This window comes from Candidatus Eremiobacteraceae bacterium (assembly GCA_035710745.1).
Taxonomy (GTDB): Bacteria; Vulcanimicrobiota; Vulcanimicrobiia; order Eremiobacterales; family Eremiobacteraceae; genus JANWLL01.
Genome location: DASTCX010000016.1, coordinates 135,613 through 160,216, shown reverse-complemented (window position 1 = coordinate 160,216; position 24,604 = coordinate 135,613). Strand labels below are relative to the sequence as shown.

17 protein-coding genes are annotated in these 24,604 nt (G+C 63.9%); 8 read left to right on the top strand and 9 right to left on the bottom strand.

The features are described from left to right. Positions 1-68 precede the first annotated feature (68 nt). Positions 69-2,768 (bottom strand): TonB-dependent receptor, encoded by a 2,700-nt coding sequence (locus VFO25_06420; protein HET9342529.1) that lies wholly within the window; start codon positions 2,766-2,768, stop codon positions 69-71. A gap of 389 nt (positions 2,769-3,157) precedes the next feature. Between VFO25_06420 and VFO25_06415 the strand changes: the two genes are divergently transcribed. The 7 genes from VFO25_06415 (at position 3,158) to VFO25_06385 (ending at position 10,444) form a co-directional block, all read left to right on the top strand. After that, the gene (locus VFO25_06415; protein HET9342528.1) at positions 3,158-4,357 is read left to right on the top strand and encodes a trypsin-like peptidase domain-containing protein; all 1,200 of its coding nucleotides are present in this window, start codon (positions 3,158-3,160) and stop codon (positions 4,355-4,357) included. A gap of 66 nt (positions 4,358-4,423) precedes the next feature. Beyond that, positions 4,424-6,298 carry a molecular chaperone DnaK gene (gene dnaK, locus VFO25_06410; protein HET9342527.1) on the top strand — a complete coding sequence of 625 codons (1,875 nt, stop codon included), beginning with the start codon at positions 4,424-4,426 and terminating at the stop codon, positions 6,296-6,298. Positions 6,299-6,305: 7 nt separating this feature from the next. Then, on the top strand, positions 6,306-6,854 hold the full coding sequence (locus VFO25_06405) for a nucleotide exchange factor GrpE (protein ID HET9342526.1): 549 nt from the start codon (positions 6,306-6,308) through the stop codon (positions 6,852-6,854). A 55-nt stretch (positions 6,855-6,909) separates the two neighbouring features. Then, positions 6,910-7,914 (top strand): DnaJ C-terminal domain-containing protein, encoded by a 1,005-nt coding sequence (locus VFO25_06400; GenBank protein ID HET9342525.1) that lies wholly within the window; start codon positions 6,910-6,912, stop codon positions 7,912-7,914. Then, positions 7,914-8,177 (top strand): MerR family transcriptional regulator, encoded by a 264-nt coding sequence (locus VFO25_06395; GenBank protein HET9342524.1) that lies wholly within the window; start codon positions 7,914-7,916, stop codon positions 8,175-8,177. The genes VFO25_06400 and VFO25_06395 overlap by 1 nt, the downstream gene beginning before the upstream one ends. A 64-nt stretch (positions 8,178-8,241) precedes the next feature. Beyond that, a complete protein-coding gene (locus VFO25_06390; GenBank protein HET9342523.1) occupies positions 8,242-9,210 on the top strand; it encodes a hypothetical protein in 969 nt (322 codons plus the stop codon). Between the two features lie 79 nt (positions 9,211-9,289). Then, positions 9,290-10,444 carry an acyl-CoA dehydrogenase family protein gene (locus VFO25_06385; protein ID HET9342522.1) on the top strand — a complete coding sequence of 385 codons (1,155 nt, stop codon included), beginning with the start codon at positions 9,290-9,292 and terminating at the stop codon, positions 10,442-10,444. A gap of 160 nt (positions 10,445-10,604) precedes the next feature. Here the strand turns inward: VFO25_06385 and VFO25_06380 are convergent, their stop codons facing one another. The 7 genes from VFO25_06380 to ftsE all read right to left on the bottom strand — a co-directional run bounded on the left by VFO25_06380 (position 10,605) and on the right by ftsE (position 22,017). After that, positions 10,605-14,081: a homocysteine S-methyltransferase family protein gene (locus VFO25_06380; protein ID HET9342521.1), complete on the bottom strand. Its 3,477-nt coding sequence runs from the start codon at positions 14,079-14,081 to the stop codon at positions 10,605-10,607. Between the two features lie 44 nt (positions 14,082-14,125). Next, positions 14,126-16,063: an AMP-binding protein gene (locus tag VFO25_06375; protein ID HET9342520.1), complete on the bottom strand. Its 1,938-nt coding sequence runs from the start codon at positions 16,061-16,063 to the stop codon at positions 14,126-14,128. 202 nt (positions 16,064-16,265) lie between these two features. Next, complete coding sequence (locus VFO25_06370; GenBank protein ID HET9342519.1) at positions 16,266-17,603, bottom strand: S41 family peptidase; 1,338 nt, start codon at positions 17,601-17,603, stop codon at positions 16,266-16,268. A gap of 13 nt (positions 17,604-17,616) precedes the next feature. After that, on the bottom strand, positions 17,617-19,026 hold the full coding sequence (locus VFO25_06365; protein HET9342518.1) for a S41 family peptidase: 1,410 nt from the start codon (positions 19,024-19,026) through the stop codon (positions 17,617-17,619). A gap of 165 nt (positions 19,027-19,191) precedes the next feature. Next, on the bottom strand, positions 19,192-20,454 hold the full coding sequence (locus VFO25_06360; protein HET9342517.1) for a peptidoglycan DD-metalloendopeptidase family protein: 1,263 nt from the start codon (positions 20,452-20,454) through the stop codon (positions 19,192-19,194). Between the two features lie 2 nt (positions 20,455-20,456). Beyond that, positions 20,457-21,341 carry a permease-like cell division protein FtsX gene (gene ftsX, locus VFO25_06355; GenBank protein ID HET9342516.1) on the bottom strand — a complete coding sequence of 295 codons (885 nt, stop codon included), beginning with the start codon at positions 21,339-21,341 and terminating at the stop codon, positions 20,457-20,459. Continuing rightward, entirely contained in the window at positions 21,328-22,017 is a 690-nt protein-coding gene (gene ftsE, locus VFO25_06350; GenBank protein HET9342515.1) for a cell division ATP-binding protein FtsE, read from the bottom strand. The genes ftsX and ftsE overlap by 14 nt, the downstream gene beginning before the upstream one ends. Between ftsE and VFO25_06345 the strand changes: the two genes are divergently transcribed. Continuing rightward, positions 22,016-23,233 carry an acyl-CoA dehydrogenase family protein gene (locus tag VFO25_06345; protein ID HET9342514.1) on the top strand — a complete coding sequence of 406 codons (1,218 nt, stop codon included), beginning with the start codon at positions 22,016-22,018 and terminating at the stop codon, positions 23,231-23,233. The two genes, ftsE and VFO25_06345, sit on opposite strands and share 2 nt — an antisense overlap. A gap of 84 nt (positions 23,234-23,317) precedes the next feature. Here the strand turns inward: VFO25_06345 and VFO25_06340 are convergent, their stop codons facing one another. Next, on the bottom strand, positions 23,318-24,475 hold the full coding sequence (locus VFO25_06340) for a hypothetical protein (GenBank protein ID HET9342513.1): 1,158 nt from the start codon (positions 24,473-24,475) through the stop codon (positions 23,318-23,320). Positions 24,476-24,604: the final 129 nt, after the last annotated feature.

The following is a 24,604-nucleotide window of genomic DNA, read 5'->3' as shown; positions in this document are numbered from 1 at the left end:
CCGCTCGAAGGAAAAGAAAAGGGCCGGCGATCGCTCGCCGGCCCGTTCTTGCTGAGGGAACCTCTTTGTCAGATCTTCTGGACGACCGTGAATAGGAACTCCTCGGACCCGTTCATCGCGCTGGCGAAGTACGGATCGGTTCCGTAGTTGAGATAGCCGTTGTTGCCGCCTGAGAAGAACGTGAAGTTTTGCTCGAGCGCGGTCGGACGGTAGTCGCGGTTTAGGTTCTCTATCTGGACGCCGACCGTCGTCAGGGGGTTTACGTTGTAGTATATGTTGAGGTTGGCGACGAGCGACGTGCAGCAGACGCGGCCATCGGCAAACAGGCTCTCGCCCGGGTCGATTGGCTTGTGGCAGAACGTCGGACCATCGCACAGACCGGTAGACGAGTCGGTGTCGATGTAAGCGTTCGGATTCTTCACGATCGCGCCGCACGGCGCGTTCGGGTTGCCCACGCCTGATCCGGTCGGGCAGTTGAAGTTGTTGTAGGTGAATAGACCCGTGCCGTATGGGAATCCCGACGAGTAGTCGATCACGGGGTTGATATCCCATTTCCCATGCTTCCACTCGAGGACGAGATTCGCGGCATTCGGCGGCACAAACGACGCCGGGAACAACGCCTTGAAGAACTGCGCTCCCGGCGGCAACGACGGCTCGAAGTCGCCCGTCACCGCAGCGAGCGCCCTCGTGTGCGTGTAGTTGAGGTAGCCGCTGAAGTCGCCGGCGTGGTCGAACTGAAGCTCCGTCTCAATCCCGTTGACGTCGTACGGGCCAACCGCTTGCGGCAGCGAAGCCGGCTGATTCGGCTGTCGGAACGTCAGGATGAGGTTGTCGGTGCGCCGCCAGAACGGTCCGCCCTTGAACGCGAGGCCATGGCCGAGGTCCTGCTCGATCTGGAAATCGTACGAGTGGCTCTCGGGCACGTCCGGCTGTGCTTCGCGGGTAATCGTCGGCTGGTTGATGTTGAAGAACGGCGGAGCGAACGTGAAGATCCGCTCTGCGCGCGACATGTTCGGCAGGCTTGCGAAGTTGCCGTCCGTCGCGCGGAGCACGGTGTTCTGACCGAGCTGGTAGGCGATGCCGCCGCGCAGCTGGTTAGCCGCGTCCGTGAACGTGGGTCCGGCGACCCTATAGAACGTCCGCGTGTCGCGCCGCCCGCTGATGTCGACCGTCAGCCTATCGCCCGGCTTGAACGTGTCGGCAATCCAGTACGAGTTGTCGCCGTTATTCGTCGGGACCACTTCACCCTCGCCGAACAATCCGCTCCCGACGGGGACCGACGCGAAGAGCGCATACAAGAAGTTGGTGCTGTAGATATGGTCGGCGCCGAGTTTGAGCAGATGCTCCGATCCGGCCTGGATCGTGTAGTCGCCCTCGAACTCTTGCTGGTCCGAATGCCTGTTCTCGTACAAATCGTCGAACGAGCCGCCGCCGAACGGGAACCAGAACGTCACGTACGATCCGACTCGAGCGTAGTGGACCGAAAGCGACGAGTTCGATGAGAAGTTGTGCGACAGCTGGACCTTGTCGATGAAGTAACCCTGGTCGTCGTGCTCGGTCGAGCCCGGCGGGGGTATCTCGTTGCATGTCGTCTGGCCCGGGTACAGCGGGAATCCATTATCGCAGTAACCGTTGAACGGCTGCGGGTTCACTGCGGGCGGCCCGTCGAGCGGATTACTGCTCGGAAAGAACGCGGGCAATATGATGTTGTTGTAGTGCTCGATGCCTGTCGTGCCGAGATACTGAAGATCCCAGCCCATATTCTGACCGAACTTGTAGTGGAGGTTGACGACTTGGTCGCGGCTCGGCACGACGCTGCCGAGATCGCCGACGCCGGCCGCCGACTCGAAGTTCTCAACGCTCGGGTAGAACGTGCCGCGGTTGCCCCAATCGTAACCGGAGTTCCATGTGACCGCCGCGACGTACCACGAAAAGCGGCCGTCGGGCGTCGCGCTTCCGTAGTCGAAGTTCAAGCCGTGGTAGTACGTCGGCGCTTGAATGAGCGCTGTAATGCTGCCGCGCGGCGGATACGTTCCGACGCCGACAACCGTGTTGACGACGCCGGAGATCGCGCTGCCGCCGTCCGCCGAATACCCGCCTGTCGAGACTTGAAGCCGCGATGCTCCATCTTCGACGAGGTTCGTCGAGAAAGTCCCGGTGATCGGCTCAACCGTCGTCAAGCCGTCGTACTCGTAGCCGACTTCGTCGAAGCGGCTTCCCCGGATATGCGAGTATCCGCCCGCGTCGAGCGTCACGCCGGGAAGGGTCGCGATGATGCCGGGCGTCTGATAGAGCGACATCGACCCGCCCGACCCATTGGTCGCATCAGCGGCCGACGCCGTCAGAACGTACTGGTCGGCCGGAACGCTCGGCTGCACGACCGTCGTCACGCCGCGAACGGTCACGTGACCGAGCACGGTCGCTGACTTCGTCAAGGTGAAGTCGACGGCGGTCGTCGAGCCCTGGTTGACTGTGTTGCCGTCCGAAAGCGCCGACGTGTAGCCCTCGGCGGTCACGCTGACGCGATAGGTGTCAGGATAGATGTTGACCATCGCATAGTAGCCGTTTGAGCTCGTCACCGCTTTGTAGCTCCCCGTCGGAGATACGGCGGTGACGTTCGCGCCTGCGATCGGCGCGTTCGTGCTCGCGTCGACGACCCGGCCGGTGATCTGACCTGTAGAACCCGCCAGTGCCAAATTTTCCTGGCAGAGCACAAGTGCGAGAACCACCGCTGCGCCTAAGCCGCCGCGAAGGATCTTAGTGAACATGCCTCCTCCAATTCGGGCCCCCGGGTCATCGCCTGGGACGCCCCAATGCCAACTGCGACATGTGACGGATGTCACACGCCTAAAGAGAGTTTTGCGCAGCGAACAAGGCTCCTGTACTACGGAACCCCTGTGCGACCCTTAACGTGAATCGGATCGGCCCGCTTCTTGACGGTTAGCACTCTCAATGCTATAGTGCTAATCGAACGTCCCCGCGGCCTAGCCCGTCGCTATCCCGTTCCGCGGAACGAGAATTGGTATGCCACCCGGAAGCGGAACCTTTCTTCGCCTCCAAAGATAGGTACAAGTCATAAGGGCCTCGGCTGCCACGGCACCGGCTTCCTGAGCCGGCGACCGCGCGGCCCAACACGCGTCAGGAGTAGATACCCGCAATGCAACCCTCAACCCGCACCTCAATCGGATTTCTCCTCGTCGGCCTTCTCGGCGTGCTCGTCGGCGCGGTCATCGTCGCTTGCGTGCCTGGCAAGATACTCAACAACAGCACGACCGATCAGTCGTATACGGCTTCGGCGTCGGCGATCCACAATGTCGGCGATCCCGACCTCGAACAGCGCATCATCGCTGCGGTGAAGAACGCAGAGCCATCCGTCGTCCTCATCAAGTCGACGGTGCACGGCGTGCAGCAGTTCCCGTTCATGAACGACCCGTTCTTCCGCCAGTTCTTCGGCAATCAGATGCCGGAGAGCCAGCCGTACACGCAGCAGGGCTCCGGTTCCGGCTTCGTCATCAAGCGCGACGGCGACACGGCGTACGTCGCTACGAACGGCCACGTCGTGTTCAAAGCCGACAAAGTCGAAGTGCTGCTGGCGAGCGGCCGCAAAGTCGATGCGCAAGTCGTCGGCACCGACATCCAAGACGACCTCGCGATCTTGAAGATCCACGGCAATGATCTGCCGCCGGCGCTGCCGATCGGCGACTCGAAGCAGCTCCAGCAGGGCCAGTTCGTCCTCGCGATCGGCGAGCCGATCGAACTTCAGAACTCCGTCAGCTTCGGCATCGTCGCGAGCGTCCATCGCACCGGCATCACCGCCAGCGGCCAAGGCCTCCCGGCGATCCACTATCCTGACATGATCCAGATAACGACGCCGATCAACCCCGGCAATTCCGGCGGCCCGCTCATCGATGATACGGGCCACGTCGTCGGCATCAACGCCGTCGTCGATGCCGGCGCGCAGAACATCGGCTTCGCGATACCGATGTCGAACGCACAGCCGATCCTCGCGGAGATCCAGAGCGGAACGTATGTCGCGAAAACGCATCCGTTCATCGGCGTGCAGCTCGGCGCGCTGACGACGCAGATCCGCAACTACCTCAACTATGGCGGCAAGAACGGCGTCGTCGTCGGCAACGTCGTTCCTGGAAGCCCGGCCGATCAGGTCGGCCTCCAAGCGGGCGATGTCATCGTCCAGCTGAACCATCAGGCCGTCAACAAGCCCGAAGACGTGACGAACGCCGTCAAGAACATGAAAGTCGGACAGAAGGTCTCGCTGCTCGTCTGGCGCCAGGGCAACTTGCAGCCCGTCGACGTCACGCTGGGCGACGAGAACCAGTTCAGCGTACAACAAGGTTAACTCAAGGCCGGTCGAGATAAATCTCGACCGCTCCCAGGAATCTCACATTAGGAGCTATCGAATAACATGGCAAAAGTCGTAGGCATCGACCTCGGCACGACCAACTCGGTCGTCGCCTTCATGGAGGGCACGACGCCGACGGTCATCACGAATGCGGAAGGCAGCCGGCTCACGCCGTCGGTCGTCGCATTCACGAAGAGCGGCGAACGGCTCGTCGGACAATTGGCGAAGCGTCAAGCGATCACGAACCCCGACCGCACGATCTCGTCGATCAAACGCTATATGGGCACCGATCACAAAGTGACGATCGACGGGAAGAACTACACGCCTCAAGAGATCTCGGCGATGGTCTTGCAAAAGCTCGTCAACGACGCGAGCACCTTCCTCGGCGAGAAGGTGACGCAAGCGGTCATCACCGTGCCCGCGTACTTCAACGACGCGCAGCGCCAGGCGACGAAGGACGCGGGCCGCATCGCCGGTCTCGACGTCCTGCGCATCATCAACGAGCCGACCGCCGCCGCGCTCGCCTACGGACTCGACCGGAAAGGCAACGAGACGATCCTCGTCTGGGATCTCGGCGGCGGCACGTTCGACGTGTCCGTCCTCGAGGTTGGCGACGGCGTCTTCGAAGTGAAGTCGACCAACGGCGACACGCACCTCGGCGGCGACGACTACGACAAGCGTATCGTCGATTGGCTCGTCGCGGAGTTCAAGAAGGACCAGGGCATCGATCTTGGGGGCGATCGACAAGCGCTTCAGCGCTTGACGGAAGCCGCCGAGAAGGCGAAGATCGAGCTGTCATCGATGCTCCAGACGTCGATCAACCTGCCGTTCGTCACCGCCGACCAGAACGGTCCGAAGCACCTCGACTACACGTTGACACGCGCGAAGTTCGAATCGCTGACGGCCGACCTCGCCGAGCGTTGCCGCAAGCCGTTCGAGCAAGCGATCGCGGACGCGAAGCTCAAGATCGAAGACCTGAACGAAGTCGTCCTCGTCGGCGGCGCGACGCGCATGCCGGCCATCGTCGAGCTCGTCAAGTCGCTCACGCACAAAGATCCGCATCAAGGCGTCAACCCGGATGAAGTCGTCGCGGTCGGCGCGGCGATCCAGGCCGGCGTCCTGTCGGGCGAAGTGCACGACGTCGTGCTGCTCGACGTGACCCCGCTTTCGATGGGACTCGAGACGCTCGGCGGCGTCATGACGAAGCTCATCGACCGGAACACGACGATACCGACGCGCAAGTCGCAGACGTTCACGACTGCGGAAGACGGACAGACGTCGGTCGACATACACGTTCTCCAAGGAGAGCGCGAGATGGCGGCCGGCAACAAGACGCTCGGCCGCTTCCGGCTCGAAGGCATCCCGCCGGCACCGCGCAACGTGCCGCAGATCGAAGTGACGTTCGACATCGATGCGAACGGCATCACGCATGTGAGCGCGAAAGATCTCGGCACCGGCAAAGAGCAGCGCATCGCGATCACCTCGTCGAGCAACCTCAACAAAGACGAGGTCGACCGGATGGTGCGCGAGGCGCAGTCGCATGCGGAAGACGATCGCAAGCAGCGCGAGGCGGTCGACATCCGCAATCGCGCCGACAGCCTCGTCTACACGACGGAGAAGACGCTCAAGGAAGTCGGCGACAAAGTCTCCGGCGGCGAGAAGGCCGACACGGAGAAGGCGCTCGACAACCTGCGTTCCCTGCTGAAGACCGGCTCGCCCGAGGACATCCAGAAGGCGACCGAGACGCTGCAAGAGGCATCGTACAAACTCGCGCAAGTCGTCTACCAACAGGCGGGTTCGGCGGGCGACGGCTCGACGTCGACGAGCGACGGCACGAGCTCGACGAACGGAAGCGCTGGTGAACCGGCGGGCGCGGGCGCCGCGACGGGCGGCGCGCCCGAAGGCGACGTCATCGACGCCGAGTTCAAGGAGCATTAAGCCCGGCATGGCCGAGACGAATCCGTACGACGAGTTCGACTCCCTGTCCGGGGCTGCGATGCCCGGCATCGACGACGCGCCGAGCGACGACGGGAAGCGCGACGAAGAGCTCGCCGCGCTTCGCAAGCAGGCGGACGACCAGCGCGCGCTTTACTTGCGCGCGCTGGCCGATTTCGACAACTACAAACGGCGGACCGAGCGAGACTACCAGACGCGCTCCGATGCCGGACGCCGCGAGGTCTTGCGCAAGCTCCTGCCGGCGCTCGACAACCTCCAGCGCGCACTGCAGTTCCGCACGCGCGGCACGCCGCCGGAGCAGATCGTCGATGGACTGCTCGCGACGGTCAAGCAGTTCGAGGCCGTCCTCCAAAGTGAAAACGTGCGGGCTATCGAGACGCTCGGAAAACCGTTCGATCCCGCCGTCTCCGAGGCGGTCGGCACCGCCCCCGACGGCTCGGTTCCCGACAGCACCGTCCTCGACGAAGCGCGCCGCGGCTATCGCATCGGCGACGACGTGCTTCGCCCAGCGCAAGTGATCGTCTCCAAGCGCGACTAATGCCGTCTTTGAATGTAGCGGTCGAGCTTTAGCTCGACCGCCGCGGCCTTAATAAATGCCGGTACAATACAAGGACTACTACAAGATCCTCGGCGTGCCGAAGACGGCGAACGCCAAAGAGGTCAAGTCCGCATATCGTAAGCTCGCGCGCGAGTGGCATCCGGACGTCAACCCGACGCGCAAGAAGCAGGCCGAAGAGAAGTTCAAAGACATCTCCGAAGCCTACGAAGTCTTAGGTGACGCCGAAAAGCGCAAGACCTATGACTCGCTCGGCTCGGACTGGCAGCAGCGCGCGCGAACCGCGCCGGGCGCGCGATATTCGGCACCGAACGGACCGTCTGCCGGCGACGTCCATTTCGATTTCGACGACCTCGGCGATTCGGGATTCTCCGAGTTCTTCCAGACGTTTTTCGGCGGGCTCGGCCGCTCGCCGTCAGGCGGTCGCAGGACGCGCGGCATGCGCGGGTCCGACGTCGAGTCGGAGCTGCCGCTCTCGCTTCGCGACGCGTTCTCCGGCGGTGTCAGATCGATCTCGCTTCAGACGGAGACGGTGTGTCCACGCTGCCACGGCACGGGAACCGTCGACAACAAACTTTGTCATCAATGCCGAGGCGCCGGCACGATTCCGACGATCAAGACTCTCGACGTGACGATTCCGGCCGGCGTCCGCGACGGTCAGCGGATCCGGCTCACGGGCCAGGGCGGCCCTGGCGTCGGCGGCGCGCCGAGCGGCGACCTCTACCTCATCGCCCGCGTCGGCGCCGATCCGGCGTTCGAGCGGCGCGGCGACGACCTGCACGTCGATCAGCCGGTGAGCGTCTACACGCTCGTCCTCGGCGGCGAAGTGACCGTGCCGACGATGACCGGCCGCATCGACGTCAAGGTGCCGAGCGCATCGCAAAACGGACGCGTGCTGCGCATTCCCGGCAAGGGTATGCCGAAGCCGGGCGGCGGGTCCGGCGACTTGTACGTGCGATTGTCGGCGCAGGTCCCGACGATGCTGACGGAGCGCGAGCGCGAGCTCTTCAAAGAGCTCGCCGAACTCGCGAAGGCGCGCTGATGGATTCCAATACGCAGGAGCTTTACGCGATCACCGCGGTCGCTGCACAGTTCGACGTCACGCCCGAAACGCTCGTTCGTTACGAGCGCGCGGGTCTATTGCGGCCGACGGTCATAAACGAGGTCCGCTTCTACACCGTGGACGATATCGGCCGCCTTTCGAGCATCCAGCGCCTGACCACGATCTGCGGCGTCAACCTCGCGGGCGTCGACGTCGTGCTCCGCCTGCTCGACGAAATCGAAGACCTCCAGCGTCGCCTCTGACCCCCGCGCCCCGGCCACTGTTTCGCCCGCCCTCTAAGCGGGCAAGATAATTCGAGTTTCTCCCATGGGCAACCCCAGGGCCATTCGCGATCCGTTTCAATACGGCACGGAGGATATCGACATGAACTTCAAGGCGGCAATCGTGGGCGTCGCCGCGCTGGCGACGCTGATCGCGTCGACGGGCAGGGCGTCCGCCGACACGAATATGACCAGCGACCAAAACCTGCGCTACACGCGAGCATACATCGAACGTTCGCTCGACATGCTGTCGCACGACCAGAGCGACTACGGCGGACATCGCGTCGCCGCGATCGGCGACCTGAACACCGCGAAGGTTGATCTGACGTCCGCGCTCCAGTACGACAAAGACCCGGACGATAGGGTCATCCCGACGACGGCCAGACCGCAGGACACGGACATCGCGGCGTTCGAACGCGGCCAGTTCGCGAGCAACGAGAATATCGAGCACACGCGGACGATAGTCGAGCGTTCGATCACGATGCTCCAGCAGGACGCGCACGACTACGGCGGCTTCCGGGTGAAGGCGATCGCGGCGCTCGGCGCGGCGCGCGACCAGCTGACCGATGCGCTGCAGTACTTCTCGGCGCACGGCGGCACGATGGGCGGCGGCGCGAGCGACGACAATCTTCGCTACTCGCGACTGTACCTCAACCGCGCGGTCGACATGCTCCAACATGACGCGCACGATTATCACGGTCACCGCGCGGCGGCAGTGACCGACATCGAACACGCGCAGACCGACCTCACGTCTGCGCTCGAACACGATTCAGATCGCGACCGCGACAGCGTGCTCCCGACCCATGCGGCCCCGGGTGATGAAGACCTCGAGACGTTCTTCACGCGAGGGCAGTTCAACAGCGATCAGAACATCTCGTACGTGAGCCGTTACGTCGAGCGTGCGATCGACATGCTTCAAAAGGATCAGCACGACTACGACGGCTTCCGGGCGAAGGCCGTCCAGGAGCTCGTGGGGGCGCGCCAGCAGCTGTCCTTAGCGTTGAACGCGCACTAGACCGGTTCGAACGAATGACCGACGCGAGGCCGGCGCCTGGATGACAGGCTCCGGCCTTCTGATTCCCGAAAAATCGTACATGCTAGCACCAGAACGTAATGCCGAGCTGCTCGAAGCCGAGCAGATGATATTGGACACGGTCCGCAAGCTCGTGCGCGACAAAGTCGCGCCGCGGGCCGCCGAGATCGACGCGAAAGGCGAGTATCCGAAAGATATCCGCGACCTCTTCGCGCAGAACGACCTCTTCGGCGTGCCCTTCCCTGAAGAGTACGGCGGACTCGGCAGCTTCCTTATCTATGTGAAGGTCGTCGAGGAGGTCGCGAAAGCATGCGCTTCCTCAGCGTTGATCATCGCCGTACAGGAACTTGGCGCGCTGCCGATCATGATCGCGGGCACCGATGCGCAGAAGAAGAAATATCTGCCCAAGATGGCCACCGGCGAGCTCATGACCTCGTACGCGCTCACCGAGCCGACGTCGGGCTCGGATGCGGCGAACATGCGGACGACGGCCGTCCGCGACGGCGATTCATACGTGCTCAACGGCACGAAAGTCTTCATCACGAATGTCGCGGTCGCCGACATCTGCATCGTCTTCGCGATGACGGACAAAGAGCTCGGACCGAAGGGTATCTCCGCGTTCATCTGCCGCACCGACGATCCCGGCTTCAAGCTCGGCAAGGTCGAGCACAAGATGGGCATCAAGGGTTCGCCGACCAACGAGGTCGTGCTCGACAACTGCCGCATCCCGGTCGATCGTCTCCTCGGTTCCGAAGGCGAAGGCTTCAAGATCGCGATGAAGACGCTCGACAAATCGCGGCCGGGAGTCGCAGCGCAAGGCCTTGGCATCGCGCAGGGCGCGCTCGATTTCGCCGCCGCATATCTGAAGGATCGCGTCGCGTTCGGCAAACCGTTGTCGAAGCAGCAAGGTCTTCAGTGGATGGTCGCGGACATGGACCTCGACGTGCAGTCCGCTCGCCTTCTGCTGTACGAAGCTGCGCGCAAGTGCGACGAAGGCGCCGACGATGTCACGTATTGGGGCGCGCTATGCAAGCTCAAATGCGGCGACGTCGCTATGAAGGTGTCGACCGACGCCGTCCAGCTGCTCGGCGGCTACGGCTACATGACCGAGTATCCGGTCGAGCGCATGATGCGCGATGCGAAGATCACGCAGATCTACGAAGGAACGCAGCAGATCCAGCGCATCGTCATCGCCCGCCAAATCCTAGGTAAGTAGCAAGGGTTGATAGGGAGCGGTCGAGATTTATCTCGACCGCCGCGGTATTTCCTGAAACGTTTGAAGTGGAGCGGTCGACCTTTACGGTCGACCGCCTCGACCGCAACATTTCAAGGCGCCACCGGTCGAGCTAAAGCTCGACCGCTCCCAAATACGAAGATTACATCGCTCCGACGGTGACGCCGGCGCCGAGGGCGGAGAAGTACGTCGCTTCCGGATGGTGTACGACGATTGCCACCGTCGACTGTTCGGGCACGAGCGCGAAGCCCTCGGTCATCTCGAGGCCGATCTTCTCACACGGCATGATGTTGAAAAAGATCGCGTGATCCTCGACGTTCGGGCACGCCGGATAGCCCCATGAGTAGCGGCGCCCCTGCCCCGGCACGAGCCCGAGCTCGCGGCGGATCCGTCGGTGGACGAGTTCGGCTAACCCTTCGGCTGCTTCGACGCCGAGCCCGTGCACGTAAAGCGCTTCCGCGTACTCACCACGCTCGTGCAATCCCGCATACCGTTCGGACGCGCGCGACCCGACCGTGACGGCCTGGAAGCCGACGACGTCGCGGCGCTCGCCATCGATCGTCGCGAAATAATCGGCGATGCAAAGATACGGGCTGTCGGGCTGCCGCGGGAAAGCGAAGCGCGCGAGTTCGACGGTCGCGTCGTTTGGCTGGAAGATGACGAGTTCGTCGCCGTCAGCGGCCGCAGGGAAGTATCCATACAAAGCCCGCGGCGCGATCCAGCCCGTTTCAAGCGCTTCGGCCCGCATGCGGTCAAGCCGCGGACGAAACTCCTCGCGAAGCAAACGGCGCCACTGTTCGCCCTTCGCGCTCTTCGCGCCCCACTGCAACCGATAGAGTGAACGCAGATCCATGCATCGGAAGACGTCCGCGAGACGGATATCGCGCATCTCGCGCGCGCCCCAAAACGGCGGCTTGGGAATCGCGCCGTCCCGACGGATGCCCGAACGCCGTGCGACCTCACCGTCTCCGACACGCGACGCCGACCGCGCCGCCCGTTTAGCCACGGCCGCTCGGGCATCCGATTCCGTCTCGGATCGCAGGCGCTCGCGCTCGCCCGGTTCGCGGAGGCGATCCATGATCGCGAGCCCTTCGAAGGCATCTTTCGCGTAGAAGACACCCGGATCGTAGTACCGGTCTTCCTCGACGAACCCGATGCGCGACACGTAGGCGCGATTGATCGCCGCACCGCCGCAGATGACGGGATAGCGCAAGCCTTCGCGATGCAGCTCCTGGACGCATAGCGGCATCTGCTTCGACGTCGAGACGAGCAGGGCGGAAAGGCCGATCGCGTCGGCGTTCACCTCGGTCGCCTTCTCGATGATCGCATGGAGCGGCACTTGCTTGCCGAGATCGTGCACGGTGTAGCCGTTGTTCGCGAGGATCGTGTGGACGAGGTTCTTCCCGATGTCGTGGACGTCGCCGAAGACGGTGGCGAGCACGACGACGCCCTTCGTCCGCGCATCGTCCTTCTCGAGGAAGCGCTCGAGATAGGCGACGGCCTTCTTCATCACCTCGGCGGACTGGAGCACGAACGGCAAGATGAGCTCGCCCGCGCCGAATTTGTCGCCGACATCTTTCATCGCACCGAGCAGGCATCCGTTGAGCAGTTCGACCGGCGTCTGCATCTTGAGCGCCTCATCGAGCAACGCTTCGATACCGTCCTTGCGTCGATGGAGTATCCGCCGGTGGATCCGTTCGTTGACCGGCAACGCAGAGTCGTCTTCCTCCGCTGCTGCCGCGCCGTCGCTCGATCCGGCGCGGACGCCCTCGTACCGCGTTATGACGCGCGCCAGCGCATCGGGCCGTCGATTGAAGATGAGGTCTTCGGCGAGCGACCGCTCATCGGGCATGATGAGCGCGTACGGCGTGATGTCTTTCGGGTTGACGATCGCGAGATCGAGACCCGCCTCGACGCAATGGTAGAGGAAGACGCTGTTGACGACGGCGCGGGCCGCCGCGTTCAAGCCGAACGAGATATTGCTCACGCCAAGCACCGTGAGCACGCCAGGCAGCGCCGATTTCACGGCGCGGATCCCTTCAATAGTATTGACGCCGGCGTCGATGAACTCGGCCTCGCCGGTCGCGAGGGTGAACGTCAGCACGTCGAAGACTAGCCGGCCGCGCGGCAAGCCGTACTCGCCGCAGCAGATCGCCTCGATCTGACGGGCGACCTTGACCTTCGCATCGACCGTTTTGGCCATGCCGATCGACTGCTCGATTGTCAGCGCGATGACTGCGGCGCCGTGCTCGAGCGCGAGCGGAAGCACGTCGTCGATCCGTTTGCGGCCGCTCTCGAGGTTCACCGAGTTGATGACGGCCCGGCCCGGATTCGTCTCGAGCGCACGCTTGATGACCTTCGCTTCCGTGCTGTCGATGATGAGCGGCGCTTCGACCGAGAGCTCGAGACGCTTGACGAGCGTCGCCATCGTCTCGTCTTCGCCCTCACGCTCGGTGAGGGCGGTGCAGAGGTCGAGACAATGAGCTCCGCCTGCGACTTGATCGCGCGCGACGGCGACGAGACCGTCGAAGTCGCCGTCGAGCAGAAGCCGCTTCACCTTGCGGCTCCCTTGCGTATTGAGACGTTCGCCGACGATCATCGGCCGCGGTTCTTGCGCCAGCGCCAGCGCGGTCATCGCGCTCGCGACCTCTTCGTCGCGGCCGGAATGAGCGCGCGGCGTCCGCGGCTTCAACGCGTGCACCGCTTCGACGAGCAGCCGGATGTGTTCGGGTCCGGTACCGCAGCATCCGCCGACGATATTGACGCCGAAATCTTTGACGAACGAAGCGAGTTCATCGCGCATCGGCTCGGGCCCGAGCGGGAAGACGGCGCGACCGCCCTCGTTGCGCGGAATGCCGGCGTTCGGGATGCACGAGACGAATTTCGACGAGTGCTCGCACAGGTACCGGATCGCGTCGCGCATGTATTCCGGCCCGGTGCTGCAGTTGAGGCCGACGACGTCGCACGGCAGCGCTTCGAGGATCGCGCATACTGCGGCGATATCGGTCCCGAGCAACATGCGTCCTCGCGTGTCGAGCGATACGGACGCCATGACTGCGGCGCGCGGCGCGCCGGTGCGGGCGGTGTGACCCGCGGCAGCAGCAGCGCACGCGTTCACCGCAGCGCGTGTCTCCAAGATATCCTGCTGCGTCTCGATGATGAACGCATCGACGCCGCCTTCGAGCAACGCGTCCGCCTGCTCGCGATAGACGTCGAACAGCTCGTGATAACTGATGGTCGATAATGTCGGGTCGTCTGCGGATGGCAGCATCCCGGTCGGGCCCAACGAACCAACGACGAAGAGATCGCCGAGCTTCGCTCGGCCTACTACATTGTCGTGTTCGAACTCCTCGACGGCGCGACGCGCGAGGCGAGCAGCGGCGATGTTATGCTCGCGCACCTGATCGCCAAGACCGAACTCCGCAAGCTTGAGCCGCGACGCCTGAAACGTATTCGTCTCGAGCGCATCCGCGCCGACGTCCAAGAAGCCTCGATGGAGCGCGAGGATCGTTTCGGGCTTCGTCAGCGATAGGTGATCGATGCAGCCTTCCTTGCCGCCGTAGTCGGCAGCGGTGAGCCCGAGCGCGGAAAGCGTCGCACCCATCGAACCGTCGAACACGAGCACGCGCTCGTCTAGAGCGGTCAGGAAAGGATTACGCGGAGTCATCGCGCTGCGTCGATGGCCTCGAGCGACGCCGGATTCTCGAGGGCAGACAGATCGCCGAGCTCCGAGCGTCTGAGGTAGCGCGCTCGCGCGACTCGACGCATCATCTTCGCGTTACGCGTCCGCGGCAGATCGTCGACGAAGCGGATCGCTTTCGGCGCGAGCGCCTTGCCGAGCGACTGCGCGACCGTTCGGCCGAGCTCCGTGCGGAGGTCTTCGCTCTCTTTCTCGCCAGGGCGCAGGATGACGAGACACACGACGGATTCGCCTTTGAGGTCGTCCGGCACCGCGATCGCGGCGGCTTCCTTCACCGAGCGATGCGCGACGAGCGCGCTCTCGTACTCGGCCGGCCCAACCCGCTTGCCCGCGACGTTGATCGTGTCGTCCGAACGCCCGTGGATGTACCAATAGCCGTCAGCGTCGACGCTCGCCCAATCGCCGTGCACCCAGACGTCGGGGAAGCGCGACCAGTACGTCGAGAGATAGCGCTCGTCGTCATGCCAAAACCCTTGCGTCATGCCCGGCCACGTTTGGCGCATGACGAGCTCGCCGACTTCACCGCGCACCGAGCGGCCGTCCGCCTCGACGACGTCGGCATCCATGCCGGGAACAGGTCCGTGGAACGCGCACGGGACCAGCGGCCGGATCGGAAAACAGCCGAGGATGCCGCCGCTCACTTCCGTACCGCCCGAATAGTTGATGATCGGGCAGCGGTCGCGCCCGACGTGATGCGAGAACCATTTGTAGGGCTCTGGATTCCACGCCTCGCCGCTCGATCCGAGGACGCGCAGCGACGACAGATCGTGGCGCGCCGGCTGGTCGTCGCCATGCACCATGAGGCTGCGGATGGCCGTCGGCGCGATGCCGAGGTGCGTCGCGCGATGACGCGCGACGACGTTCCACAGCCGGTCGGGCGCCGGATAGTCGGGCGTCCCCTCGTAGAGCACGATTGTCGCGCCGAGACCGAGTGCACCAAGCACGAGGAACGGCCCCATCATCCATCCCATGTCGGTGAACCAGAGCATGCGGTCGGCCGGTTTGACGTCGAAACACAGGAATTGGTCGACCTGCACCTTGACGGGAAAGCCGGCGTGGCCGTGGACCGCGCCTTTCGGCTTTCCGGTAGACCCTGACGTGTAGAGCAAGAGATACGGGTCGTTAGCGGCCGTTCGCACCGCGTCGAGTTCTCCCGGCTGATCGCGCAGCGCGTCTTCCCAATCGATGTCGCGGCCTCGCGTCCACGGCACGTCGGCTCGCGTCCTGCGCACGACGACGACGTTGCGCACGCTCGGCGCATCGCGAAGCGCCGCATCCGCGTTCGACTTCATGTCGACGATCTTGCCGCGGCGCGGCACGCCGTCCGCGGTGATGAGCACCTTCGCGCCGGAATCCGCGAGGCGTGTCGCGAGCGCGGGCGCGCCGTAGCCCGAAAACGCAGGCACGGCGATCGCGCCGATGCGACCGATCGCGAGCAGCGCGATCGCCGTCTCGGGAAGCAGCGGCATGTAGATGCCGACCGCGTCGCCCGACTCGACACCGAGCGAGCGCAACGCGCCCGCCAGCCGGCACACTTCGGCGAGCAGCTGGGCGAACGTGTACGAGCGGATCGCGCCGTCTTCGCCTTCCCAGACGAGCGCTTCGCTATCGCCGCGGCCTGCGTCGACGTATTTGTCCAAGCAGTTGTGCGACGCGTTGTATCGGCCGCTCGAGAACCACCGCGCGAATGGCGCACCGCGCGTCAGGTCGAGGACCTGCTCGTACGGCTCGAACCACGACAGCCCGATGAAGCGCAGCAGCCGATCGTAGAAACCGGCGATGTCGGCGCGAGCGAAATCCCAGAGCGCTTCAAGCGAGCCGATCTTCTCGGATCGCATGAAGGCGGTGATGTTCGCGTTTTCGATATGCTCGGCCGTGGGCGACCAAACGGGTTGCGCCATGCCTATTGGTTTAACGGCGGGGGCGGTCGACCTTCGCGGCTGAGGTCAGACCGTGGCGGTCGAGATAAATCTCGACCGCTCCCTTTTTGTTTAGGAAAGGCCGCGGCGGTCGAGATAAATCTCGACCGCTCCCTTTTTGTTTAGGAAAGGCCGCGGCGGTCGAGATAAATCTCGACCGCTCCCTAGGATACCGCCAGGGCCTCTACGATTGAGAGGGTGGGATCTTGGACTCGATATACGCGGCCGCTCGCTGCAACTGCGCGTCGGTCTGCGGGTTGCCAAGATCGCTCGGCTTCACATCCGGCACGACGATATCTGGCGCGATACCGATCGAGTTGATGTCGCGGCCCTTCGGCGTCAGGTAGCGCGCGGTCGTGATCTTCACGGCGCTGCCGTCCGGCATCGGATAGATCGTCTGCACGACGCCCTTGCCGAACGTGCGCGTGCCGACGATGACGCCGGCGCCGGAGTCCTGGATGGCACCCGACGTAATCTCCGATGCGCTCGCGGTAAATCCGTTGACGAGCACGGCCAGTGGGCGCATCGCGATCGACGTCGCGTCCGCATCGAACGTCGTCAGCGGCTGCGTGCGGCTGTCGATCGAGACGATGGGACCGTCGGGGATGAACTTCGACGAGACGTCGATCGCCGCGTCGAGATAACCGCCGCCGTTGTTGCGCAGGTCGAGCACATAGCCTTTGACGCCTTGCGCATCGAGCTTCGACAGCGCGTCCGACATCTCTTGACCGGTGGTCGATCCGAAGACGGAGACGCGCACGTAGCCGATGTCGCCGTCGATGACCGTGCCGATGACGCTCGGCTCATGGATCGTCGCGCGCAAGACATGGAAGGTGAGCGGCGCGGCGCTGCTCTTGCGCGACACCGTCAGATCGACGGGCGTCCCTTCCTTGCCGCGCAGCAAGCCGCTGTCTTGATCGAGCGAAAGGCCCTTCGTCGGTTTGCCGTTGACGGCGGTCAAGATGTCGCCCGTCTCGACGCCGGCCTTCGCCGCTGGACCGCCGTCGATCGTTTGGACGACCTGCGGCGATTGCGTCGCCTGATCGATGACGATCAAGACGCCGACGCCCGGGAAGTTCCCGCCGTCGAGCCCCTCGTTGAGGCCGCGATATTCTTTCGGGTCCATGAAGACGGTCCACCGGTCGTGAAGCGACTCCATCATGCCCTTGATCGCCGCGTAGCTGAGCTCTTTCTCGCCCACCGTCTTGTCGAAACGAACCGATGCGAAGGCCAGTTCGTCGTTGAGCTGGATCGTATCGGCGGCCTGATTGTTGCGCGACCGCAGCGCCGGCAGTTTGCTCGGGTCGCCGTGCTTCGCCGCGACCGCGAGGCGCATGCCGGAGACGGCGCCGTCGAGCAGCGCTTGATCCGACGTCGGCTTATAGAACTGCGTCTGCGCGCGCGAGAACGCGAAGTCGAGCATCGCGCGGTTGACGTCGTCGGCGTTCGCTGAGACAGCCCAGCCGAGGGCCGTGACGAGCAGTGCGGCGGCGAACGCCGCGGTATATCGGCGACTTTTCACGTGTCGAAGACCTCTAGTGCGCGAGCGCGAGCTGTTTCTTGATGTCCTCGAGGGCGGCTCGCAACTGGACGTCGCGCGTCGGGATGCCGACGAGCCGCGGATCCATCGGGACGACTATGTTGGGAACGATGCCCTTCTTGTTGATGTCGCGCCCGGCAGGCGTCACGTAGCGAGCAGTCGTGATCTTGATGGCGCTCAAGCCCGGCAAGGGGTAGATCGTCTGGACGACGCCTTTGCCGAACGTCTTGACGCCGATGAGCGCCCCGACTTTCGTGTCTTGGATGGCGCCGGCGGTGATCTCCGAGGCGCTCGCCGAGAACTGGTTGACGAGCACGACGAGCGGTTTGCGCGAAATCGCGTCGCCGTTCGCGTCGCGCGTCTCGATGCGGCCACTGCGATCGATGATCGACACGATCGGGCCGTCGGCGATGAACTTCGATGAGATGTCGACTGCCGCGTTCAGCAGCCCGCCGCCGTTGTTGCGCAGGTCGAGGACGAACGCTTTCGCACCTTGACCCGAAAGCTTGGCAAGTGCGGTGTTCACTTCTTCAGCCGACGTGTCGCCGAAATCGAACAGTTGGATGTAGCCGACATCCTGGTCGAGCATCCGGTAGGCGACCGACGGCACGTGGATCTCTTCGCGCGTCACCGCGTACGTATGCGGCGCTTGACCTTGGCGCTGCACGAGCAGGTGCGCGGTCGTGCCGGCCTTGCCGCGGATCAGGTTCATGACCGGATCGAGCTGAAGGCCTTTGGTCGCGTGACCGTCGACCGAAACGATGATGTCGCCGGCTTTGAGCCCCGCGCGATCGGCGGGCGTTCCGGTGATCGGCTCGATGATGACCGTCTGCTTCGACTTGTCGTCCTGCCCGATGTAAATGCCGATGCCGCCGAAGTTCCCGCCGTCGATGAGCTCGGTGAGCGACCGGTTGTCGCGCGGATCGAGGAACACGGTGTACGGGTCGCCGAGCGAGTTCAGCATGCCCGAGACGGCCGCGAAGGTGAGATTGTCGTCACCGTACTTGGCGCCGTACGTCGCGAACGCGGAGCGGAGCAGTGAATTGGCGCCGTCTTCGCTCGGATCGGCGCCCGCGCCGAATGCGGCGGCGACATGCTGCGCCTTGAGGTATGAGGTCAGCCCGTTCAGTTCGCCGTGCACGAGGACGCTCGAGTCGACCGGTTTGTAGTACGACTCTTGCAGCTTCTCGTAGCTGTAGTCGAGGATGGCGACGTCTTGCTCATCGGTGAGCGACTGAGCGCCGCCGTCGGCGCCATCGCTGCCGAACCCGTTCGCCTCGTAGGCGACGAGCATGCGATGCACCGGGTTTTCGTCGGCGGATCGACGGACGTATCCGAACCAGACGGCCGCGAGGACGGCTACGACGAGGATGAAGACGGTGAAGATGCGGACTTTGACGGGCACGGTAAGCGGGGTTTCCTTTCACGAATGCGGGACAAGCATCGGGGTCGGGAGAGGTCTTTATTTCAAGGGCTACCCAATCGCGGCCTGGCTCATATCTATTGTAACGTCAGCAAGCTCCGCAAGGTTTAGCGCGGCTCACGCGTCCTCCGGAGCGGTCGCTTTCCCCTAAAGCTTAGAGAGCGGGTCGAGCGGTACGCCGTTGCGGCGGATCTCGAAGTGCAGATGCGGTCCGGTCGCCCAGCCGGTCGCGCCGATGGCGCCGATGACTTGACCCTGACGCACGGGCTGGTTAGCCGAGACGTACATCGCGGAGCAATGTGCGTAGAGCGTCGACCAGCCGCCGCCGTGATCGATGATGATCGCGTTGCCGTAGCCGCCGTACCATCCGGCGTAGATCACGTTTCCGTCCGCCGACGCCGTGATCGGCACGCCGTAGTCCGCGCCGATGTCGATGCCGGAGTGGAGCTGATACTGACCGGTCACCGGGTCGACGCGCATCCCGAACGGCGATGTGATCGGACCGCGCACGGGCCATGCGAACTGGACAGGGCCACCGAGGCCGGGAATGCATTTCGGCGCCGGCAGTCCTGCGGCGACCGCTGCAGCCCTGCGCGCCTGGCACGCGGCGAGTTTCGCGTGCTCGACGGCAAGCGCATCCTCGCGCTGTTTCTCGACTATGAGCGCCTGCAAGCGCGCCTCTTCCGCGGCGGTCAGGTTCTCGAGCTCGTACACCTGCTGCGCGACGACGTTGCGCTGCGCTTGCGCGACGGAGAGGAGCTGCTGGCGCTCGTCGGCGAGCGCGCCGAGCTGCTGTCGTGCGCGCTGCTGCTCGAGCTGCTGCTCGCTCAGCTGGTTCTCCGTCTGCTCGAGCGCGGCGACGACGCGTTCGTACGCGGCCTCATCCTTATTGATGAGGTTGATGAGATCGCTGTCGGCTTTGATGATGTAGTGGATGTAATCCCAGCGCTGGATGAAGTCGACGAAGGACGACGAGTCGAGCAGCGCTTCGAGATACGTGGTCGGTCCGTATTCGTAGACGTCGACGAGCCGGTAGTCGAGCGATTGGCGATGCAGGTCGAGGCTCGATTGGACGGCGGCAAGTTGCGTCTTACGCACCTTGAGGCGCTTCTCGGTCGCACCGATCGTGCCGGAGAGGTGCGTGAGGTCGTCGTCGACGCGAGCGATGCTCTGTTGCGTCTCGTCGAGCGCCTGCGAGATCGTCAGCACCTTGTAGCGCGCTTGATGGAGGTTCCGCTGGCTCGCTTCAAGCTTGCGCCGCGTCGCCTCGATGATCGCCTGCTTCTGCTTGATCCGGACCGACAACGGCACCGGTGTCGGCGTCGATGCGATCGCGCGGTCGCCGCCGAGCGCGATCGGCAATACGGCGGCGACCATCAAGGCGGCGAGCGCCGTGCGCAATCGGTTCATCCTCACGTCGTGCGCAAGTAGCGGCCGACCGAGACGAGGCTCGCGAGCATCCCGACGATCGTTCCGACGAGCAGCAGCTCGAGCGCGAGATGCCCTGCGGGGACGCTCTCGAGCTTGAGCGGCAAGAAAGGAAGATTGAGCTCGATCTTCGGCACGAGCGTACGGTAAGCGATCGACAAGACGATGAGACCGAAGATCGCGCCGATCGCTCCCGAGAGGATGCCTTCGAACACGAATGGCCAGCGGACGGTCCAGCGCGTCGCGCCGACGAGCTGCATGATGTGGATCTCGCGCTGACGCGCGAAGACGGTGAGCCGGATCGTGTTGTAGATGAGGAGGACGGTCGCGAGGATGAGCATCGCGACGATCGCGAGGCCGGCCGCGCTGAACACCGCGTCGACCTTGAGCAGCTCGTTGGTGACGTTGCCGCCATCATTCACCTTCGCGACGATCGGCTTCAGCTCGACGGCCGACGCGATCGCCGGTGCGTCGTACGGATCGCGCGGAACGATCTCGACCGTGTCCGGAAGGGGATTGACGTTGATAACGTCGAGGTTCATCTGACCGCGCATCTGTTTGCGCAGGTCTGCCATCGCGTGCTTTTTGTCGATGAAACGGACCGACGCGACGCGCGGATCGGCGCGCAGCGCCTGCATCATCGAGTCTATCTCATCTTGGGGCGTGCTGTCCTTGAGGTACGCGCGTACGCTGATCTGGCCGGCGACGGTCGCGATCGCCAGATCGAACGATTGCCGTAGGAAAAGGAAGACTCCGAGCAGGACGATCGCGATCGCGACGGTCCCGATCGCCGTCACGGCCATGGTCAGGTTGCGCGTGAAATTTTGGGCGACTTCCGCCCAGAAAAAGCGGACTTTACCCCAATCCAACGTGGTAGCGTCCTTGCTCTTCGTCGTGCGCGATGCGTCCGTTGACGAGACGCACGACACGACGGCGCATGCGGTCGACGATCGCTTGGTTGTGCGTCGCGACGACGACCGTCGTGCCCTTGGCGTTGATGCGCGCGAGAAGCGCCATGATCTCGCCCGACGTCTCCGGATCGAGGTTGCCGGTCGGCTCGTCGCACAGGAGGATGAGCGGATTGTTGACGAGCGATCGCGCGATCGCGGTACGCTGCTGTTCGCCGCCGGACAATTCGTGCGGGAACATCTTGCTCTTGTGCGCGATGCCGACGAGGTCGAGCATCCGGGGCACGCGACGCAGCACGTCGCGCGAACCGGCGCCCGTCACTTGGAGCGCGTACGCGACGTTCTCCCAGACCGTCTTTTGGTGGAGCAGGCGGAAGTCTTGGAACACGACGCCGACTTTGCGGCGGAGCATCGGTATCTGACCGCGCGGCATTCCGGAGAGAAGGCGCCCGTCGACGCTGACGTCGCCGGTCGTCGGCGAGACTTCGCGGTAGACGCACTTGAGCAGCGTCGACTTCCCTTGACCGGTGCTCCCGACCAAAAAGATGAACTCGCCGCGAGAAACCGTCAGGTCGACGTTCGTGAGCGCGTGGACGCCGTTCGGATAGACGAGGCTCACGTTCTGGAAAACGATCATGCGCGCGAGACGAGGTTCGCCGGGTTCGGCGGGGACCCCTCGGATGCTTGGCCAATGCTCCGCCTCGATGGATTTCGACCTGACGAACGATCAGCTCGACGTGCAAAAACTCTGTCGCGAGTTCGCAGAGGCGGAGATCGCGCCGCATGCCGAGCACTGGGATGCGAACTCGGAATTTCCGCTCGATGTCGTCAAGAAAATGGGCGCTCTCGGCCTGTTGGGTCTCCCTTTTCCAGAGCGTTACGGCGGCGCCGGCGCGGATACCATATCGTACGCGCTCGCGGTGATGGAGATCGGGCGCGGCGACGCGTCGGTCGGCATCACGATGGCCGCGCACGTATCGCTCGGCGCGTCGCCGATCTTCATGTTCGGCACCGAGGCGCAAAAGGAACGCTACCTTACGCCCCTCGCACGCGGCGAAAGCTTGTGGGCGTTCGGTCTTACCGAGCCGCAAGCCGGCTCCGATGCGGGCGCGACGAAGACGACCGCGGCGCTGAGCAGCGGCGAGTGGGTGATCAACGGAACGAAGTGCTTCATCACAAACGCCGGCACGCCGATCAGCGCCGGCGTGACCATCACAGCCGTCACCGCATCCGGTTCGAACGGTAAGCCCGAGATATCGAACATCATCGTGCCTCAAGACACGGCGGGCTACACGCGAGCGAAGCCGTATAAGAAGATGGGTTGGCGGGCATCCGACACGCGCGAGCTGTCGTTCCAGAACGCGCAAGTTCCGGAAGAGAATCTCCTCGGACGGCGCGGCAACGGATTCAAGCAGTTCCTCGACACGCTCGACGGCGGACGCATCAGCGTCGGTGCGCTGTCTGTCGGTCTCGCGCAAGCGTGCTACGACGCGTCTGCACGCTACGCGAAGGATCGCCGCCAGTTCGGACAGCCGATCTCGAAGTTCCAGGCGGTGCAGTTCCAGCTCGTCGATATGGCGGTCGAGATCGACCTCGCGCGGACCGCGGTTCTCAAGGCGGCGTGGCTGAAAGATCAAGGCCGCGACTTCGCGCAGGCCGCCGCGATGGCGAAACTCTATTCAGGTGAAGTGTCGCGTCGTTGTGCGAACTCGGCCGTCCAGATCCACGGCGGGTATGGGTTCATGGACGAGTATCCGGTCTCTCGCTACTGGCGCGACTGCAAAGTGAACGAGATCGGCGAGGGCACGAACGAAGTGCAGCGCATGGTCATCGGCCGCCAACTCGGCTTCTAGGCCTAAGGAACGGGAGCGGTCGACCTTTATGGTCGACCGCCGCGGTCGTTTCCTGAGCGCGCGCTCAGATTCGGGAGTTGTCCCCTAGTGGTGGTGATGGAAGAGTATCGCGGCGCTCGGCGACGGCGACGGTGAGGGCGATATCGACGGCGACGGCGAGGGAGACGGGGGTATCGGGTCGGTGACGAGCGCGATGCCGAAACCTTCGTTCTGTACCGAGCTGCCGTCGTTGATCACGTGGGCGCTGCCGTTCGCGATGAGCGAATTGATCGTACCGTGGATCGTGAGCGCGTTCTTGAGCACGTAGATCGGCGACGTGTCGTAGATGAAGAGCAGATCACGGATGTTCTCGTACTGCATGCCGCCCGGCTTTGATAGTCCGGAGATCATCTGCGAGTGGGAGATCGGACCGTTGAACGTGCTCGCGCCTTTGATGACGACGACGTCACCCGGACTGCGCTGCTCGCCGACGTACAGCTGGTCGTTCGGCGGCGGCGCGTACGCGAGGCCGTCTGGGCTGAAGAATCCGGTCATCGTCTGATCGGCGTTGATCGTCGGGTTCGTCATCGACGTGACCGCGTTCTCGGCGTTCGTGCCGAAGTTGTTGAACGCGGCGACGCTGACGCCGTTATCGCTGACGAAGAGGCGATCGGTGCCGGGGTCGTAGAGCATCTCCTGCGGACGGTTGCCGTCGGGATCGGTGATGCCGAGCGTGATAGTCGCGGCGGGCGTCGCGGAGTCCGTCATGGTCTCGGGATTCGCGAAAACGGCGACCGTCGGGCCGGTATCGACGCCGACGAACAAGAGATGATGGACGGGATCGAACGACGCGGTGCCTTCGCCGTTGGGGAACGGGATGACGACGTTCGCGTTCTCGTCGTTCTTCGTCGACGCAGCCGTCCACATGAGGATCTTCGTGTTCGGCGAGCCCGCTTCGGGGAACCACAGCGTATCGCTGACGGGATCGTAGACGACGTCCGGATTGCTGATGTTGCCCGTGTCGAGCCGCGCGTCCGGAAGTACGAAGCCGTTCGCTTTCGCCGCGTTCGTGTACTTACGGACCGCGAGGATCTGGTTCGAGTTCTGGACGTAGATCGTGTCGGGGCCTGCCGTGCCGCTCGGGCTCGGCGACGGAACGGGCACAGTGCCGGTGCCGTAACCTTTCGAACAGCCTACCCCTGCGACGACGAGCGCGGTGACCGCGAACGCCGCAAGGCAAGCGATGCCAAGGCGTGGATTCATCGGGTTGCTGGTTCTCCTACCGAAGCACTGAGCCAGGACTAGTGCGGCTGACGGAAGCGCCGAGGGCATAAGAAATGGCGCGTGAGCTTCGTCAGCGCCGCACCTCGCGCAAGACTACCGTGGGTTCCG

What these genes read in the sequence shown, in the direction of transcription:
- VFO25_06360 (HET9342517.1), bottom strand. Translation starts at nt 20,454, where the DNA reads ATGAACCGATTGCGCACGGCGCTCGCCGCCTTGATGGTCGCCGCCGTA.
- VFO25_06385 (HET9342522.1), top strand. Translation starts at nt 9,290, where the DNA reads ATGCTAGCACCAGAACGTAATGCCGAGCTGCTCGAAGCCGAGCAGATG.
- VFO25_06390 (HET9342523.1), top strand. Translation starts at nt 8,242, where the DNA reads ATGGGCAACCCCAGGGCCATTCGCGATCCGTTTCAATACGGCACGGAG.
- VFO25_06375 (HET9342520.1), bottom strand. Translation starts at nt 16,063, where the DNA reads ATGGCGCAACCCGTTTGGTCGCCCACGGCCGAGCATATCGAAAACGCG.
- VFO25_06420 (HET9342529.1), bottom strand. Translation starts at nt 2,768, where the DNA reads ATGTTCACTAAGATCCTTCGCGGCGGCTTAGGCGCAGCGGTGGTTCTC.
- VFO25_06400 (HET9342525.1), top strand. Translation starts at nt 6,910, where the DNA reads ATGCCGGTACAATACAAGGACTACTACAAGATCCTCGGCGTGCCGAAG.
- VFO25_06405 (HET9342526.1), top strand. Translation starts at nt 6,306, where the DNA reads ATGGCCGAGACGAATCCGTACGACGAGTTCGACTCCCTGTCCGGGGCT.
- VFO25_06345 (HET9342514.1), top strand. Translation starts at nt 22,016, where the DNA reads ATGCGCGCGAGACGAGGTTCGCCGGGTTCGGCGGGGACCCCTCGGATG.
- ftsE (HET9342515.1), bottom strand. Translation starts at nt 22,017, where the DNA reads ATGATCGTTTTCCAGAACGTGAGCCTCGTCTATCCGAACGGCGTCCAC.
- dnaK (HET9342527.1), top strand. Translation starts at nt 4,424, where the DNA reads ATGGCAAAAGTCGTAGGCATCGACCTCGGCACGACCAACTCGGTCGTC.
- VFO25_06395 (HET9342524.1), top strand. Translation starts at nt 7,914, where the DNA reads ATGGATTCCAATACGCAGGAGCTTTACGCGATCACCGCGGTCGCTGCA.
- VFO25_06340 (HET9342513.1), bottom strand. Translation starts at nt 24,475, where the DNA reads ATGAATCCACGCCTTGGCATCGCTTGCCTTGCGGCGTTCGCGGTCACC.
- VFO25_06415 (HET9342528.1), top strand. Translation starts at nt 3,158, where the DNA reads ATGCAACCCTCAACCCGCACCTCAATCGGATTTCTCCTCGTCGGCCTT.